General features: G+C 59.9%; 12 protein-coding genes. 11 read left to right on the top strand and 1 reads right to left on the bottom strand.

From position 1 onward, the window contains the following. A partial coding sequence (locus tag ABJF10_RS19650) for a LysR family transcriptional regulator (RefSeq protein ID WP_348546308.1) occupies positions 1-355 on the bottom strand: 355 nt, incomplete at its 3' end. A gap of 123 nt (positions 356-478) precedes the next feature. Between ABJF10_RS19650 and ABJF10_RS19645 the strand changes: the two genes are divergently transcribed. The 11 genes from ABJF10_RS19645 to ABJF10_RS19595 all read left to right on the top strand — a co-directional run bounded on the left by ABJF10_RS19645 (position 479) and on the right by ABJF10_RS19595 (position 15,567). Beyond that, entirely contained in the window at positions 479-1,513 is a 1,035-nt protein-coding gene (locus ABJF10_RS19645) for a CmpA/NrtA family ABC transporter substrate-binding protein (protein WP_348546307.1), read from the top strand. A 417-nt stretch (positions 1,514-1,930) separates the two neighbouring features. Next, positions 1,931-3,205: a CmpA/NrtA family ABC transporter substrate-binding protein gene (locus ABJF10_RS19640; RefSeq protein ID WP_348546306.1), complete on the top strand. Its 1,275-nt coding sequence runs from the start codon at positions 1,931-1,933 to the stop codon at positions 3,203-3,205. A gap of 4 nt (positions 3,206-3,209) precedes the next feature. Beyond that, positions 3,210-4,511 carry a CmpA/NrtA family ABC transporter substrate-binding protein gene (locus ABJF10_RS19635; protein WP_348546305.1) on the top strand — a complete coding sequence of 434 codons (1,302 nt, stop codon included), beginning with the start codon at positions 3,210-3,212 and terminating at the stop codon, positions 4,509-4,511. A gap of 9 nt (positions 4,512-4,520) precedes the next feature. Beyond that, complete coding sequence (gene ntrB / locus ABJF10_RS19630) at positions 4,521-5,405, top strand: nitrate ABC transporter permease (protein WP_348546304.1); 885 nt, start codon at positions 4,521-4,523, stop codon at positions 5,403-5,405. Between the two features lie 4 nt (positions 5,406-5,409). Beyond that, on the top strand, positions 5,410-6,330 hold the full coding sequence (locus ABJF10_RS19625; RefSeq protein WP_348546303.1) for an ABC transporter ATP-binding protein: 921 nt from the start codon (positions 5,410-5,412) through the stop codon (positions 6,328-6,330). Beyond that, entirely contained in the window at positions 6,323-7,144 is an 822-nt protein-coding gene (locus tag ABJF10_RS19620) for an ABC transporter ATP-binding protein (RefSeq protein WP_348546302.1), read from the top strand. The genes ABJF10_RS19625 and ABJF10_RS19620 overlap by 8 nt, the downstream gene beginning before the upstream one ends. 64 nt (positions 7,145-7,208) lie before the next feature. Beyond that, positions 7,209-8,750 carry an alginate export family protein gene (locus ABJF10_RS19615; protein ID WP_348546301.1) on the top strand — a complete coding sequence of 514 codons (1,542 nt, stop codon included), beginning with the start codon at positions 7,209-7,211 and terminating at the stop codon, positions 8,748-8,750. Positions 8,751-9,104: 354 nt separating this feature from the next. Continuing rightward, the gene (locus ABJF10_RS19610) at positions 9,105-10,571 is read left to right on the top strand and encodes an alginate export family protein (RefSeq protein ID WP_348546300.1); all 1,467 of its coding nucleotides are present in this window, start codon (positions 9,105-9,107) and stop codon (positions 10,569-10,571) included. A 372-nt stretch (positions 10,572-10,943) separates the two neighbouring features. Further along, the gene (locus ABJF10_RS19605) at positions 10,944-12,149 is read left to right on the top strand and encodes an MFS transporter (RefSeq protein ID WP_348546299.1); all 1,206 of its coding nucleotides are present in this window, start codon (positions 10,944-10,946) and stop codon (positions 12,147-12,149) included. After that, on the top strand, positions 12,150-13,772 hold the full coding sequence (locus tag ABJF10_RS19600; RefSeq protein WP_348546298.1) for a bifunctional protein-serine/threonine kinase/phosphatase: 1,623 nt from the start codon (positions 12,150-12,152) through the stop codon (positions 13,770-13,772). A 1-nt stretch (position 13,773) separates the two neighbouring features. Further along, positions 13,774-15,567, top strand: a complete 1,794-nt coding sequence (locus tag ABJF10_RS19595; RefSeq protein ID WP_348546297.1) for a sulfite reductase subunit alpha — start codon at positions 13,774-13,776, stop codon at positions 15,565-15,567. Positions 15,568-15,869 lie beyond the last annotated feature (302 nt).

Below are 15,869 nucleotides of genomic sequence, written 5' to 3'. Positions count from 1 at the left end.
CCTTGAACTCGCGCAAGACCGCCGGCAGCACATGCTGGCAGGCCGTGGTGCTGGCGCCGATGCGCAGCCGGCTGCTGCCCCATTTGCCCAGGTGCCCGAGTTGCGCGCGCGCGGATTCCATCTCTTCGAGGATGCGTTGGGCGCTGATGAGGAGCTGTTCCCCAGCCTGCGTGAGCACGACCGTTTTGCCCATCCTGTCCAAAAGGCGACAGCCGATTTCCTGCTCGAGGGCCTTCATCGAATGGCTGATCGCCGATTGGGAGAGGTGCAGTTCCTGGGCGGTCTCGGTGAAACTTCCGGTGCGCGCGAGGATTGAAAAGGCCCGCAGTTGTCTGCTATCCAGCGGTTGCGACATGAATGAACGAAATTCATCGCATTCATAGAAAAGTTAAAAGTCCTTTCTTAGTTTCATCATCAATCCATGGCACGCAGAACGCTGAACAACCCGAGAGCCAGGCCTCTGCGCCGCCACACGCCATTGAAAGCATCCGTCCAGTCCCGTCCCATCCGCCTCGGCTTCGTAGCTTTGTCGGACAGCGCGCCGATCATCATGGCGCAGGAGTTGGGTCTCTACGCGAAATATGGGCTTCACGTGGAACTGTCCCGCGAAGTGGGCTGGGCCACGATTCGCGACAAGATCATCTACGGTGAACTGGAAGCGGCCCACGCCCCGGCCGGCCTGGTGGTCGCGGCGAGCTGCGGGTTGGGTTCCATCCAAGTGGAATGCCTGACCGGATTGGTCTTCAATCTGAACGGCAATGCGGTTACCCTTTCGCAGGAACTCTGGAAGAAAGGGGTGCGCGATGGGATGACGCTGCGGCGCGCGATCACCCATGGCGATGATTTCCTCACTCTGGGCGTCGTGCATACATACTCCGCGCACAATCTTCTATTGCGCCAGTGGTTGCGCACCTATCGGATCGAGCCGGACCGCGATGTCAGGATTGTCGTCGTTCCGCCGGCGCAGGTGCATGCCAATCTCAAGGCCGGACACCTCGATGGCTATTGCGTCGGCGAGCCCTGGAATTCCCTAGCCGTGCTGAGCAAGACGGGTTGGTCCGTGGCGACGAGTGAAGAGATCGCGCCGCGGCATCCGGAAAAAGTCCTCATGGTGCGCAGCGATTATGCGAAACAGTTCGCGGGTGAGCATCTATTGCTCATCGCGGCCCTCCGCGAGGCGTGCGGGTTTTGTGCCCGCCCGGAAAACCGGGAGCGGATTATGGAAACGCTGGCCCAACTCGAGTTTGTCGGCGTGTCCATCCAGGCCCTGCGCATGAGCATGGCGGGAACATATGATTATGGAAACGGCCGCATCGAGAAGCATTCCAACTTTCATCTCTTTGCCGGCGAGGGCGTGAATGAACCGAGTGGCGACAAGGCCATCTGGATTATTCGCAATCTCCTGGCCAGCGGTGTCGTCAAAGACCCAACCCTGATTCCTGAAGATCGGGCGGCGGATTGGTTTCGAGCCGACCTTTTCGAGGAAGCGGGGCGTCTCGCGAAGCCAGATTAGATCGATCTGGTCGACAGGGCTGCGACTGTTCCGTTCTGAGCATTAAAGGTGGCCACCTTGAGCTAAAGGGGACATCGACGGCTGGGTGGCGGGGGAGATTTCGCCAGCTGGATCGTGCTCATGGCGGTGGGATTCGAGAAATCGACGAGCCGTTAAAACATTGTCCACGCCACGTAAATGAGGGAGGCGCAGGGACATTTCTTCGACATGAATAAGTTTCATTGAACACATTAGGAGTATGAATTGGGTTTGATTCGAATACGCGCTTGAATGGCACGCACGGAGCTCATTGCGGAACCTGCCGTGGTTCTGCCCGAGCCGTTGAACATTAAATCTTAGTCCAAATTGAAACTACCATACATGGAAAGCTCCCTCGGTCGTCTGGCCGCAGGCCTTTCAACTGACAGCCGCCCGCACATGAACAAGAAATCCGTTTCGATCGTCAGTCGCCGCCGTTTCCTATCCGCCACTACCAAGGGAATCGGAGCCGCCGCCCTTTTTGCGGGACTGCCCAAGGGGTGGGTCGGCTCGGCCTTTGCGAGTGACGCGCCGGAAACGGCCGACGTGAAATTCGGCATTATCGCCCTGACCGATTGCTCGTCGATCGTGATTGCGCACGAGAAAGGGCTTTTCAAGAAATACGGAATCAATTCGGTGGTGAGCAAAGGTGCGAATTGGGCGGCCATCCGCGACTCCCTGTCGAATGGCGACATCCAGGCCACGCACATGCTGATCGGGATGCCCATCGCGAGCACGATGGGGCTCCTGGGTTCACCGAAGAAGCCGATGATCGCCCCGTGGCTCATCAATCGCAATGGTCAGTCGATCTCGCTGGCGAACAAGTATAAAGGCAAGGTCACCGACGATCCAAAGGCGCTGAAACCCTTTGTGGAAGAGGCAAAGAAGGCGGGCGCGCCGCTGACTTTTGCGATGACCTTTCCGCCCGGGACACACGCGATGTGGATGCGTTACTATCTGGCGGCTGGCGGCATCAATCCCGATACCGACGTGGCTCTCATCACCGTCCCCCCGCCGCAAATGGTGTCGAACATGAAGGCCGGAAAGATGGACGGCTTCTGCGTGGGCGAACCCTGGAATGCGCGGACGATTGCGGAAGACGTGGGATTCACGAGCATCAACACCCAGGGGATCTGGAAGGATCATCCGGAAAAGGTGTGCGCATTCACCGCGGAGTTTGCGGACAAGAATCCCAAGACTGTGAAAGCCGTGCTCAAGGCTCTGCACGAGGCGAGCGTGTGGCTCGACGTGATGGAGAACCGTCCCGAGCAGGCGAAGATCGTCGCCTCGCCGACCTATATTGGTTGTCCGGAAGACGTCATCCTAAGCCGCTTGCAGGGCAAATATCTTTACGGAGACGGTCGGAAATTGAAGGACCCGAACTATATGATTTTCAGCCAGCGAAATTGCAATTACCCGCAGGCCAAATATGCCAAGTGGTGGCTCACGCAATTCCGGCGCTGGGGCATGGTGGACGGCGCGCCGGATTACGCGGGCGTCGCCAAGCAGGTGATGCGCGCCGATATTTATGAGGAGGCGATGAAAGAAATCGGGTATAAACACCTCGGACCCGACGACAGTGCGGAGACGCTCTTCGACGGCGTGAAATTCGACCCGAAAGGCGATCTCGAAGCCTACGCCAAAGGCTTTCCGATCAACAGCGTAAAAGGCTAAACGGATGGGAGCTGCGAGTTCATCCATGCAAATAAACGGCTCGGGCAGGGCCGGACTCGGGGGGCGTCGCCTCTCGCCGCCGAGCTCGCCGCCGGGCGCCTCGCTTGATCTCTCTTCACTATTGCCCAGTGCGTGGCTGGGAGGCGTCTATGCGAGCGGTGCGCCGGAACTGAGAAAACTAACCTTTGGGATTCTGCCACTGACGGATTGTGCACCGATTGTCGTGGCCCACGAACGGTGCCTCTTCGCGAAGCATGGCATCGAATCGGCCATCTCGAAGTTTACGAGTTGGACCTCCTGTCGGGACGCCTTGATGACCGGTGAGGCACAGGCGGCCCACATGCTCTTCGGGATGCCCGTGGCCGCGGCCGTGGGCAGACTCGGCACTGAGCAGAAGCCGCTGATCATTCCTTGGATTCTGAGTCGCAACGGCCAGGCTATCACGTTGAGCATGAAACACAGCGGAACAATCGGCGCCACGCCGAAAGAGCTGCGGCCGCGTGCGATCGAATGTCGCGACAAGGGGCGCCCGCTGGTCTTTGGCATGACACTCGGTCCCGGCACGCACGCGATGTGGTTGCGCTACTGGCTCGCGGCCGGCGGCATTGATCCGGATCGCGACGTGGCGCTGATTACCATTCCGCCACCGCAGATGGTGGCCAACATGCGCTCGCAGCGCATGGATGGCTTTTGCGTCGGTGAACCGTGGAATGCGCGTGCCGTCGCCGTGGAGTTGGGCTATACGGCAATCCTATCGGAACAGATCTGGCCGGATCATCCGGAGAAAGTGCTGGCCTTCGCCGAGGAGTTCGCCGAGACCAATCCCAATTCGGTAAAAGCGGCACTCCGGGCCATCTACGAGGCGAGCCTGTGGTGTGACGACCCGGCGAATCGCGCGGAACTGGTCACGCTGCTTTCCGATTCGGCGTACGTGGGAGTGGCCCCGCAATTGGTTGCCGAGCGACTCGGCGGCACGGTGGACTGTGGTAATGGCCGTACGGTTGCCGAACTTCGCGGGCCGACTTTCGCCGCACGAAATGCCAACTACCCGCAGGCGAAATATGCCGTCTGGTGGCTCGCCCAATTTCGCCGCTGGCGCATGCTGACCGAAATCCCAGAGTACCTTGGCGTGGCTGGGCGCGTCATGCGGCCCGATTTTTACGACGCGGCGCTGAAGGAACTGGGCGTCACGCCTGGCGGTGCGGACTTCGCGCCGGACACACTCTTCGATGGAAATACTTTCGAGCCCTCCGAGCCGGAGGAATACGCCGCGTCATTTCAAATCACTGCCCTCCGGAAAAACTGACCCGCCTACATGAACGAATCCTTCATCAAAAAAATCGACTGGCTCATTCTACCCGCCATCGGAGTCGCCGTTTGTATTCTGCTCTGGGCGATCATCGCGGGTAAGGAAACCAAGAGCACCTATGTCGACGACTTCGGTGACAAAATGACCAAGGTCGTCCGCACAGGAATCTCCAGCGATCTGCCTTCGCCCGGAGAGACGTGGGAGAAGAGCAAACTTTACATCACGCAGCCCTTCGCGAAACGCGGCGAACTTGACCAGGGCATCCTGCGTTTCACGTGGCTCTCGCTTACGCTGGTCGTACAGGGTTACGCCATCTCGTTGCTTGTCGCCACGCCGCTGGGCTTTTTCCTGGGGTTGTCGAAGACTTTTTCGAAAATGTTCGACCCGATTTTCCAAGTGTTGCGTCCTGTCTCCCCGCTCGCATGGCTGCCGCTGGGGATGGTCCTGTTCCTAGGTGCGAAGGTCAACTTTCCCGGCACCGCATTGACTTACACGGCCTCCGATCTCGCGGCCATTTTCACCATCGCGATATGTTCGATGTGGCCGACGGTGCTGAACACAGCCGTAGGAGTGCGCGCCATCCCGCAGGACTATTTGAACGTCGCCCGGGTGCTGAAGCTCTCCAGGAGCAAGACGCTCTTCAAGATCATGCTGCCGGCGACATTGCCCTATATGTTCACGGGCTTCCGCTTGTCTCTCGGCATCGCCTGGCTGGTTATCGTCGCGGCGGAGATGCTCACCGGGAAACCCGGGATCGGCGGGTTTCTGTGGCAGGAGTACAACGCGCTGAACTATGCCCACATCGTCCTGTCCATCTTGACCATCGGTATTGTCGGCTTCGTGCTCGACCGCCTGATGAGCGCCATCGAGGGCCGCTTTAAAACCGTCTAAACAGATGTCACTCCTCGTAGTTAATAACGTCTGCAAAGGTTTCGGCTCCGGCAAGGGTCGGGTGGAAATACTGGAAGACATCAATCTCGAGATCGAGGCGGGCGAGTTCGTGGCGATCATTGGCTACTCCGGCGCGGGTAAAACGACCCTGATGTCGCTCCTTGCTGGGTTGACCACGCCGGACTCCGGCACCGTGAAACTCAATGGCAAAGACGTGGATGGACCGGGCCCTGATCGAGGGATCGTTTTTCAAAACTACAGTCTGCTGCCCTGGCTCACGGTGTATGAAAATATTGCCCTCGCGGTGGATCAGGTATTCCCGCAATGGACGGCAGAACGGTGCCGCAGTCACATCGAGAAAAACATCGCGATGGTCAACCTCACGCCGGCGGCGAAAAAACTTCCGAGTGAGCTTTCGGGCGGCATGCGGCAGCGCGTCTCTGTCGCGCGGGCACTGGCGCTCCAGCCGGCGATTCTCCTTCTCGACGAGCCGCTTAGCGCACTCGACGCTCTGACGCGGGCCAACTTGCGAGACGAGATCAATCGCATCTGCCAGGAGGATAAGAAGACGGTCGTCCTGATTACGAACGACCCGGACGAAGCAATCTTGCTGGCCGACCGCGTCATTCCGCTGACCGCCGGGCCGCGGGCCACGCTGGGGCCTTCCATTCCCGTGACGATCCCGCGGCCGCGCGCCCGTACGGCGATCAATCAAAACTACGATTTCAAACAGACGCGCAACGAAGTGATCGACTATCTGCTCAAGGCGACGGATAAGCGCAAGGTCGCCATGAGCATGAAACTCGTGCTTCCGGATTTGATTCCGGAGGATCTGGACAAACGAAGGATGCCCTTCGAGAACAGACGCCGACCGCGCCGGCGCAGTGAGGAAAAGCGAGAGACCGTGGAGGTGACCCGTGAGTGACGTCGCGTATCTCGAACTTTCCAAACTGACGAAAAGCTACCCATCGCCAAAGGGAAGGGCGGTCATTGTCAAGGACGTGGATTTTAAATTCCGCCGAGGTGAGTTTGTCACCGTCATCGGCCACTCAGGCTGCGGGAAATCAACGATTCTGATGATGGTTGCGGGACTCAGCTCGATCAGCGAGGGGGCGATCATTCTCGCGGGCAAAGAACTCGTGGGACCGGGTCCCGATCGGGGTGTCGTCTTTCAGTCCCCGTCACTTCTCCCGTGGATGACCGCCAAGGAAAACGTAATGCTCGGAGTCGATCAGGTCTTTTACACGGCCGCCAAGATCGAGCGCGAACAGATCGCGGAGTATTACCTTGCTCTGGTGGGGCTCGGCGATTCGATGCACAAGACGCCGAAAGAGCTTTCCCAAGGGATGAGGCAGCGGGTCGGCATCGCCCGTGCGTTCGCCCTCGCGCCGAAGATGCTCCTGCTCGACGAACCGTTTGGCATGCTCGATTCACTCACGCGCTACGAACTACAGGAGGTGCTCCTGCAACTGTGGCGCCGCGAGAAGACGACCGCGATGATGGTCACCCACGACGTGGACGAGGCCCTCTACCTGAGCGACCGCATCATCTGCATGACGGATGGACCGGAGGCCGGCATTGGCGAAGTCATGGAAGTGAAGTTTCCGCGTCCTCGTGATCGGAAGTCAGTCATGGAGCATCCCGATTATTACGTGCTCCGCGAGCAACTCATCCACTTCCTGGAATTCAAGGCGCACCAGCATCCGCCCGCAGAGGCAATGGCGGTAATGCTCCCATGAAGATTTACTCGGCCTGCATGCTCGCAGGTCAAACAGCACAGCAATCATGCGAAGGAGCATCTTCGTGTTTGAAAACAACCCAATGATGTATCAACGAACTACTTCCCTTCCTAAAAAAAGCGGAGGGCTGTTTGCGGCAGCCCTCCTGGCCAGCGGTCTCGTCTCCTCCTTTGCGGGAGAGACAGAAATCAAATCCACCAGCGAAAAGAGTGTAATCGAAAAAGCCCCGGAGTCCAATCCGCTGAGCTTTTTCGACGGGAAAGTGGTGTTCGATCTGCAGGAGCGTTTTCGCTGGGAAATCCGCGAGAATAACTTCGACTTCAACTCCGCGGTCCGTTCGCTGACCGACGACAACTGGTTTCTCCAACGTTTCCGGATTGGCGTCATGATCAAGCCGGCTCCTTGGATCAAGCTTTATGCACAGGGTCAGGATTCTCGCGAGATCAATTCTGATCGACCGGACATTCCCGGTCAGCTTGGAGCCGAAGGCGACGACGCCTTTGATCTGCGCCAGGGTTACATCGAAATCGGAAACACCAAGGAATTCCCGCTCTCGCTGAAGGTTGGCCGTCAAACCCTGATCTATGGTGACGAGCGACTCATCGGAGCGTTCGACTGGAACAACATCGGACGCACGTTCGATGCGGCGAAACTCCGCTGGGAGGCGAAAGACTGGTGGCTCGATGCCTTCGCGTCGACTGTGGTCGTGCCCACGCGCGGAAAATACGATCAGTCCGACTTTGTCAATGGGACCGAAAATCACCGCGCGCAGGTCTTCAGCGGCCTGTATTTCAGCACGACGGCAGTGTCGGTCCAGACCACGGACCTCTACGTGCTGCACCTGCACGAAAATGACAACCCGCAGTATTTGCCCGCGGTTAATGGGGATACGAACTTCTTCACCCTCGGCTTCCGCGTGAAATCAACCCCTGGTGCTTTTGCGCCGCAGCCTCCGGCGCCGGCGCCCGACGACAAGGCCGTCGCCGATGGCAAATCCGGGCCAGTGCCGCTTCCACCGAAGAAGCCGGTGGGGTTCGATTACGATGCAGAGGGTGCCTTCCAGACGGGCAAGGTTCGCGGGCTGGATCTGACGGCGTTCGCGGTGCATGGCGGCATAGGGTACACATTCGATGTGCCGTGGCGGCCGCGACTGGGCGTTGCCTATAACTACGCGTCCGGCGATTCGGATCCTGCCGACAACAAGATCGAGACATTCCAGAACCTCTTTCCGACGAATCACAAGTTCTACGGCCAGATGGACGTGTTCGCCTGGCAGAACATGCATGACCTGGAAGTCAGTGTGAAAGCGCAGCCGCTCAAGTCGGTTTCGCTCAAAGCGGAGTTCCATGCGTTCTGGCTCGCGAGCAATGAAGACGTGTGGTATCGCGCCAACGGGACGACGGCGGTGCGTCCGCTAAACGGGCTGGCTCGGAACGCCAATACCTATGCGGGCTCGGAGGTTGACTTCATGGCGCGATGGAACGTTACGAAGAACGTGGCGCTCGAAGCAGGCTACAGCCACTTCTTCGTTGGCAGCTATCTGAAGGATACAGGCGCCCACGACGATGCCGATTTCGGCTACGTTCAGGCGACGATCTCCTTCTAGCGTTTTCTTGGTCCCGGACTGAGTCGGTGCCTTTCCCCAGGCACCGGCTCTTTCCGTGGGACCATGTTTGATCGGGAAAACAAAAGAATGGGTCAAAGCGGTGTCCATTCCCAAGCGTTGGTGTAGCCAGTTTGGGTAGGGAGGCCGCTTTCTGCTTTGTTTGGGATGGCTATCCGGCTCCATGCGACGGCCTGGCTTCAGGCGGATTTTTTGGAAAGCCACGTAAAATGCTCTACTTCAGGTGAATCCGTTGATATCGATGTTTCCATTCAATCCCTCCCGGATGTTCACGGCCTCCCTCCCAGCCAACCCAATCGCGCGCAGGAGCATCTTCGCGGCTTACCCCTATCCACCATGAGCAAACGATTTCACCTACCCCAAAAGGGCGGAGGACTACTGGCGGCGGCAGCCCTGCTGGCCGGCAGCCTCGCGTCTTCTTTCGCCGGAGCGGAAATCAAATCCACCGTCGACAAGACCATCGTCGAGCAAGCGCCCGAGAAGAACCCGCTGAGCTTCTTCGACGGAAAAGTCGTCTTCGATCTCCAGGAACGTCTCCGCTGGGAAAACCGGAGCAATAACTTTGACTTCAACAGCGGCGTCCGGGCGATCACCGATGGCAATTGGTTTGAGCAGCGCTTCCGGATCGGCGTGGTGATCAAGCCAGTCGAGTGGTTGAAGATCTATGCCCAGGGTCAGGACGTGCGGGAGATCAACAGTCGGCGGCCACTCAACCCCGGTGCGTCGGGAGCGGAAGGCGACGATGCGTTCGATCTGCGCCAGGCGTATATCGAGATTAGCAACTACGAGAAATGCCCATGGGGCATCAAGGTCGGCCGCCAGGAATTGTCCTACGGTGACGAACGTCTCATCGGTGTTTCGGACTGGACGAACTACGCGCGGACGTTTGACGCCGCCAAGGTCATCTACAAGGGGCACGGCTTTTCCCTCGAAGCCTTTTCGGCCACCCCGGCGATCATCACGCGCAGCAAATACGACCAGTCCGATCTGTTCAACGGCAACGAGACGAATCGCGACCTGGTCCTCAGCGGCGCTTACCTCTCCCTCGATTCGCTGCCCTTTGGAACGTGGGATTTCTATTCGTTCGTGCTCGACCAGGCCAATGGCAACGTGGGCTACGCCCAAGGCACACTCGCCACGGCGCTGCCGAAAGGCTCACTCCTCGAACGCAGCGATTTCGTGACGCTCGGCACCCTCATCAAAGGGGATCCGAAAAAGCTGCATGGCTGGGAGTATTCCGGTGAGTTCGCCTGGCAGGTGGGCAAGGTGCGGGATCTCAACCTGAACGCTTTCGCCGTCAATGCGGGCGTCGGTTACAACTTCCTCGACGTGGCCTGGAAGCCGCGCATTTTCGTGGAATACAACTATGCCTCGGGCGACGACAATCTGGCCAGCGGAGACATCGGAACTTTCCAAAATCTCTTCCCGACGAACCACAAGTTTTACGGGATCATGGACCTGTTCTCGTGGCAGAGCATGCAGGACACCCACGTGAGCTTCAGCGTGAAGCCCACGAAATCGCTCACCGCGCAGGTCGACTACTACGCCCACTGGTTGGCCAACAATAACGATGCCTGGTATCGCTCCAATGGACTCGGTACGGTCCGTCCGTTGAACGCGGCCGCGCAGGACGCCGGGAACTACCAGGGATCGGAGGTCGATGTCATCCTCACCTGGAACGTGAAGAAGTATCTCCAAATTCAAGGCGGCTATGCCCACTTCTTCGCGGGGAACTATTTGCAGGACACCGGCGCGCACGATGACGCGGACTTCGGTTACGTGCAGGCGATGTTCAAATTCTAAGCACAGTCCGCTTCACTCCCCGAGCCGCCGTTCCGGTTTTTCTACCGGAGCGGCGGTTCTTTTTGTGCAATCCGCATCGCCAGCTTGCGCAAAAGACGCCACGGTCGAACTGTCTTGGGAGTGTCGCCCGGGGTTGTTTTCAGATGGGAAAACAGGGAAGGAAGATTTCGGCGGCCCACTTGGGGAGCGGTGGCGGCGCTGTAAAGCCCCTGAAATGAGAGGCATCGCCCAGTTATGAATGGTATTCATGATGCTGATGAAGACTATGAACTGTATTTCGCAAGCTCGGCGACGTAACTGGCACGCCCAGAGCTAAAGGCTCGGGCGTCTGGCGCACCGGCCAGACTGTTCAATTCCAACCAACTGCCCAATTTGAAATTCTCCGATCTCAAAAGCTCCGGCCACTGGCCCACCTTGCTCACTGCGTTTCTCTACTTCGATTTCAGTTTCATGGTCTGGACCGTGCTCGGTCCGCTCGGCGCGCAGATCGGCGAGGCGCTGCATCTTTTACCCGAGCAAAAGGGCTTCATGGTCGCGGTGCCGATCCTTTCGGGCGCGGTCCTGCGGATCGTGCTCGGTCTGCTGGTCGATCGCATCGGCGCCAAGAATACCGGGATCATTGCGCAACTCATCGTCATCGCCGGCCTGGCGTGCGCCTATATCGTCGGATTGCCCAGCTATCAGGCTGCACTCCTCATGGGCATCGTCCTGGGCTTTGGTGGGGCGAGCTTCGCGGTGGCATTGCCGCAAGCGGGCCGTTGGTACCCGCCGAATATGCAGGGTGTCGTCATGGGGCTCGCGGGCGCCGGGAATGTCGGCGTGGTGCTCGACAGCTTGTTCGCACCGCGGCTCGCCGCCGCCTACGGCTGGAAGAGTGTCTTTGGCCTGGCGATCATCCCAGCGGTGCTCGTGCTCGTGATCTACGTGGCATTTTCGCGCGAAGCTCAGGTGGAGGTGAAAAAGAAGCGCCTCGCGGATTACTTCAATCTGCTCAAGGACAAGGACGCCCATTGGTTCTGCTTTTATTACACGGTTAGCTTCGGCGGGTTCGTGGGCCTGGCGAGCAGCTATGTGCTCTATTTTAAGGGCGAGTACGGCCTTACGCCCGTGCAGGCCGGGGATTTCGCCGCGCTGTGCACCTTTGTCGGCGCAGTGCTTCGGCCCGTGGGCGGAGCGATGGCGGATCGCATCGGCGGCATCCGTTCGCTGTACACGTTCTACGCGGTGGCCGGGCTGGCGGTGGTCGCCAGCCCGCTGGTCCACAATCTCAACTACAACGTGCTGACCTTCCTCATCGCCTCCGGCGCGCTGGGCATGGCGAACGGCGCCGTCTTTCAATTGCTGCCGCAGCGCTTCGGCAAGGACATCGGTGTCATGACCGGCCTCGTGGGGGCGGGCGGTGGCGTGGGTGGCTTCTATCTCGCGAGTTCGCTGGGCATGGCCAAGGGCTACACCGGCTCCTATGCCCCGGGCTTCTTCGTTTTTGCCGCGCTCTGCCTCCTGGCGATCTGCGGACTGGGCCTCGTGAAAACCCGCTGGCGCACCACGTGGGGCGCCGCGGCCAATGCGCGTATCTGAATGAAGGTGAGCCTGACCAGCTACGGCCTCCCGCGCGATGGCAAGGAAACGGAAGATGCTTTTGCCGTGAAAGCCTGGGACGAGACGGTGATCGCCGTCCTCGCCGATGGCACTGGCGCGGCGCGGCGCGGCCGCGAAGCCTCCCTGCGCATTGTCGAATCGCTGGTCAACAACTATGCGGCGCGCCCGGAATCGTGGAGCCCGCAAAAAGCGCTGAGCGAATTTACGCGTCTCATCAACCGCACGTTGCACCACGAATCGTTGCTGCATCACGATGGACCGGAAATGGTCTCCACGCTCTCGGTGGCGGTGATCGAAGGCAACCGGCTCTTCGGCCTGAATGTCGGCGACTCGCGGGTCTATCTCTCGCGAGGCGGCCGGCTGGCGCAGCTCTCGGAAGATCACGTGGACGCGGAGATGAAACACGTCCTGCGGCGCGCCATCGGCCTCGCTCCGGAAGTCGAGCCATACTGTTTCGAGCGCGAGCTCTCCGACGGCGACGTCGCCTTCCTCTGCTCCGACGGGGTCTCCAACGTGCTCGACGACGCAGATCTCGGCCATCGTCTCGCCCAGCACTCCGCGGCCCGCGCCATTGTGCAGCATGCGCGGTCAGTCGCGACGTCCGAGCAACTCGATGACATGAGTGCGATCGTGATTGATATCGCCGAGACTGGTAAGCTGCGCGCCGTGAGTCAGCTCCCGCTCCCTATTCCTGAAGGATTGCAGAAGGGTGATGTCGTGGACGGCTACGAACTCGTCCGCCCTTTTCAGCACAGCGACCGTGTGTGGCTCGCGACGAAGGACGGCCAGCGCTGGACGCTGAAGTTCGCCCCCCTGGAAGCCCGCGACAGCGAGGTGGTGCTGCAGCAGTTCATCAAGGAAACGTGGAACGCCACCCGGTTGCGCGCGGAGTTCTTCGTGGAGGCCTTGGTGCCGGAGAAGCGGACCGCCCATTACTACGTGATGGAATTCGTCGAGGCCCCGAGCCTGCGCAGCCTCCTGAAAGCACGCCCGCTGGCCGTGGATGAAGCGGTGGCGCTCGGTAAATTCCTGGTCGAAGCCTCGCAGCATCTCCTGCGGTTCGATCTCGTGCACGGCGATGTCAAACCGGAGAACATCCTCGTCGTCACCGGTTACGATCGGCTGAGTTTCAAGCTCGTGGACCTGGGGAGCGCCACGGAGATTTTCTCGATCACCTCGCGCGCCGGCACCGCGAGCTATCTCGCCCCGGAGCGGTTTCACAACGCCCCGATTTCCGAGCGGACGGAAGTTTTCGCCATCGGGGTCACGCTCTACGAAGCGCTGACGCGCGCGTTTCCCTACGGAGAGATTGAGCGTTTCCAGACCCCGGTCTTCCACCAGGCGAAGGCGCCCACGCGGTTAAATCCGAATTTGCCGCCTTGGCTGGAATCCTTGATTCTGCGGGCGCTGGCGGTCGATCCGGAACGACGCTACCAGCACTATTCCGAAGTCGCCTTTGACCTCGCCCACCCGGCGAAGGTCGAGCCGTTCTACCAGCAGTCGGCGGGTGCGCAATTCAACGCCCTGCGCTTTTACCAGGCCGGCTTCTTCCTCCTGCTCGCGGTCACTCTCTATCTCCTCGCGAAACTGTGGCACCACTGACATGAACAAGATCCCGTTTATTCCGGAAAACGCTCCGTTCTCCCCGGAACAGCGCCTCTGGCTCAACGGCTATCTCGCCGGATTATTTTCCGACGCCAGCGCCGCGGAGCGCGCCATGGCGGGTCTCAACGCCGCGCCGGCGATGCCCCCGAAACCCTTGGTTGTCTTTTTCGGCAGCCAGACGGGGACTGCGGAAGTGCTCGCGAAGAAAACCTCGAAGGAAGCCGAGAAGCGCGGCTTCGCACCCAAGGTGGTCGACATGGCGAAGTATGAAACGGTCGACCTCGCCAGCGAGCAGAACGTGCTCGTGATCACGAGCACCTACGGGGACGGCGATCCGCCGGACAATGCGCAGGCTTTCTGGAATTACCTCCAGGGTGAGACGGCGCCCCGGCTGGCGCATCTCAACTACTCCGTGCTCGCGCTGGGCGATACGAATTACTCCGCCTTCTGCCAGTTTGGAAAAAATTGTGACGAACGTCTCGGGAAGCTCGGCGCAAAGCGGGTGCATCCGCGGGTCGATTGCGATGTCGACTATGAAACGCCGGCGAAAGCGTGGACGGATGGAGTCTTCGCGGCGCTCTCATCTTCCCCGGAGGCCGCACTGCCTGGTGTGGCTCTCATCCCCAGCGAAGCCTCCGTCGCCGCCCCGGCCACGGAGGTTCCGCAAGGGTGGTCGAAGAAGAATCCATTTCCGGCGCGGCTGCTCGCCAACCGTCTGCTCAACGCCGCCGGTTCGGGGAAGGAAGTGCGACACTACGAGATTTCGCTCGCCGGTTCGGGCTTGAGCTATGAGGCCGGTGATGCGCTCGGCGTGCTGCCGGCGAATTGCGGTGGACTCGTTAGTGAATTGCTCTCGATCCTCGATTGCGATGGCGAGGAAGCAGTGAAGACGCCGGATGGCACCGAGACCTCGCTGCGTCTCGCGTTGACGCAACATCACGACATCACCCGCCCCGCCAGCGATCTGCTCAAGGTGGCTGCGGAGCGCGGTGCTGCGGGCGGCGAACTCGCCGCACTGCTGGATCCCTCGCGCAAGGAGGACTTGAAGAAATGGCTGTGGGGCCGGGAACTCATCGACGTGGTCAGTGGCCTCGCGCAGCCGTTCACAGCGGCGGAATTGATGCCTCTCCTCAAAAAGCTGCAGCCGCGCCTGTATTCCATTTCTTCCAGTCCCAAGGCGCACCCCGACGAAGTGCACCTGACCGTGGCCGCGGTTCGCTACGATGCCTACGGCCGCGGTCGCAAGGGTGTGTGCTCGACCTTTCTGGCCGACCGTTGCGCGGACAACACACCCGTGCCGGTGTTCGTCCAGACTTCGCACGGCTTCCGCCTGCCGGCGAACGGCGATGTACCCGTCATCATGTGCGGCCCGGGGACGGGCATTGCGCCCTTCCGGGCTTTCCTCGAAGAGCGCCGGGCGACCGGAGCGCAGGGGCGCAACTGGCTCTTCTTTGGCGATCAAAAGCGGTCGACGGATTATCTCTATCAAGAGCAACTCGAAGCGTGGGCGGCCGATGGCCATCTCGCGCGGCTCGACCTCGCCTTCTCGCGCGATCAGGCAGAGAAAATCTATGTGCAAAACCGCATGCTCGAGAGTGCGGCGGAACTTTGGTCTTGGTTGGACAGCGGCGCCCACTTCTACGTCTGCGGCGATGCGAGCCGCATGGCGAAGGACGTGGACGCCGCGCTCCACCAGGTCGCGGAAAGCGCCGGCGGGCTGAGCAAGGAAGCCGCGGCGGAATACATTCAAAAGTTGAAATCCGAAAAGCGCTACCAGCGCGACGTCTATTGATTCCATGAGCACTGCCAGCCTGCCTCTCAGCACCATCAACGGTCTCCCTCTCAGCGATGAGCAGGCGAATTATCTCACCGGCTTTTTCGCCGGGGTCTCCGCGCGCGGCCAGCGGTTTGGCGATGTCGAAGCCGCTCCCTTGGTGGAAAAGACCGTCTCGCATGAAGACCTGATTCAAATCGTTATCGATTGCCGATGTCTGCTGCGTCCACGTTGCGCCGCCGTTCGTGGTGTGGAGGATCAGCGCATTGTCGCCAACGGCCCAACCGTTGTTAGAGTCAATAAACTGAACGCTTCGTAGG

Source organism: Chthoniobacter sp. (assembly GCF_040003245.1).
Classification (GTDB): Bacteria; Verrucomicrobiota; Verrucomicrobiia; order Chthoniobacterales; family Chthoniobacteraceae; genus Chthoniobacter.
This window is presented reverse-complemented; position numbering and strand designations above follow the sequence as displayed.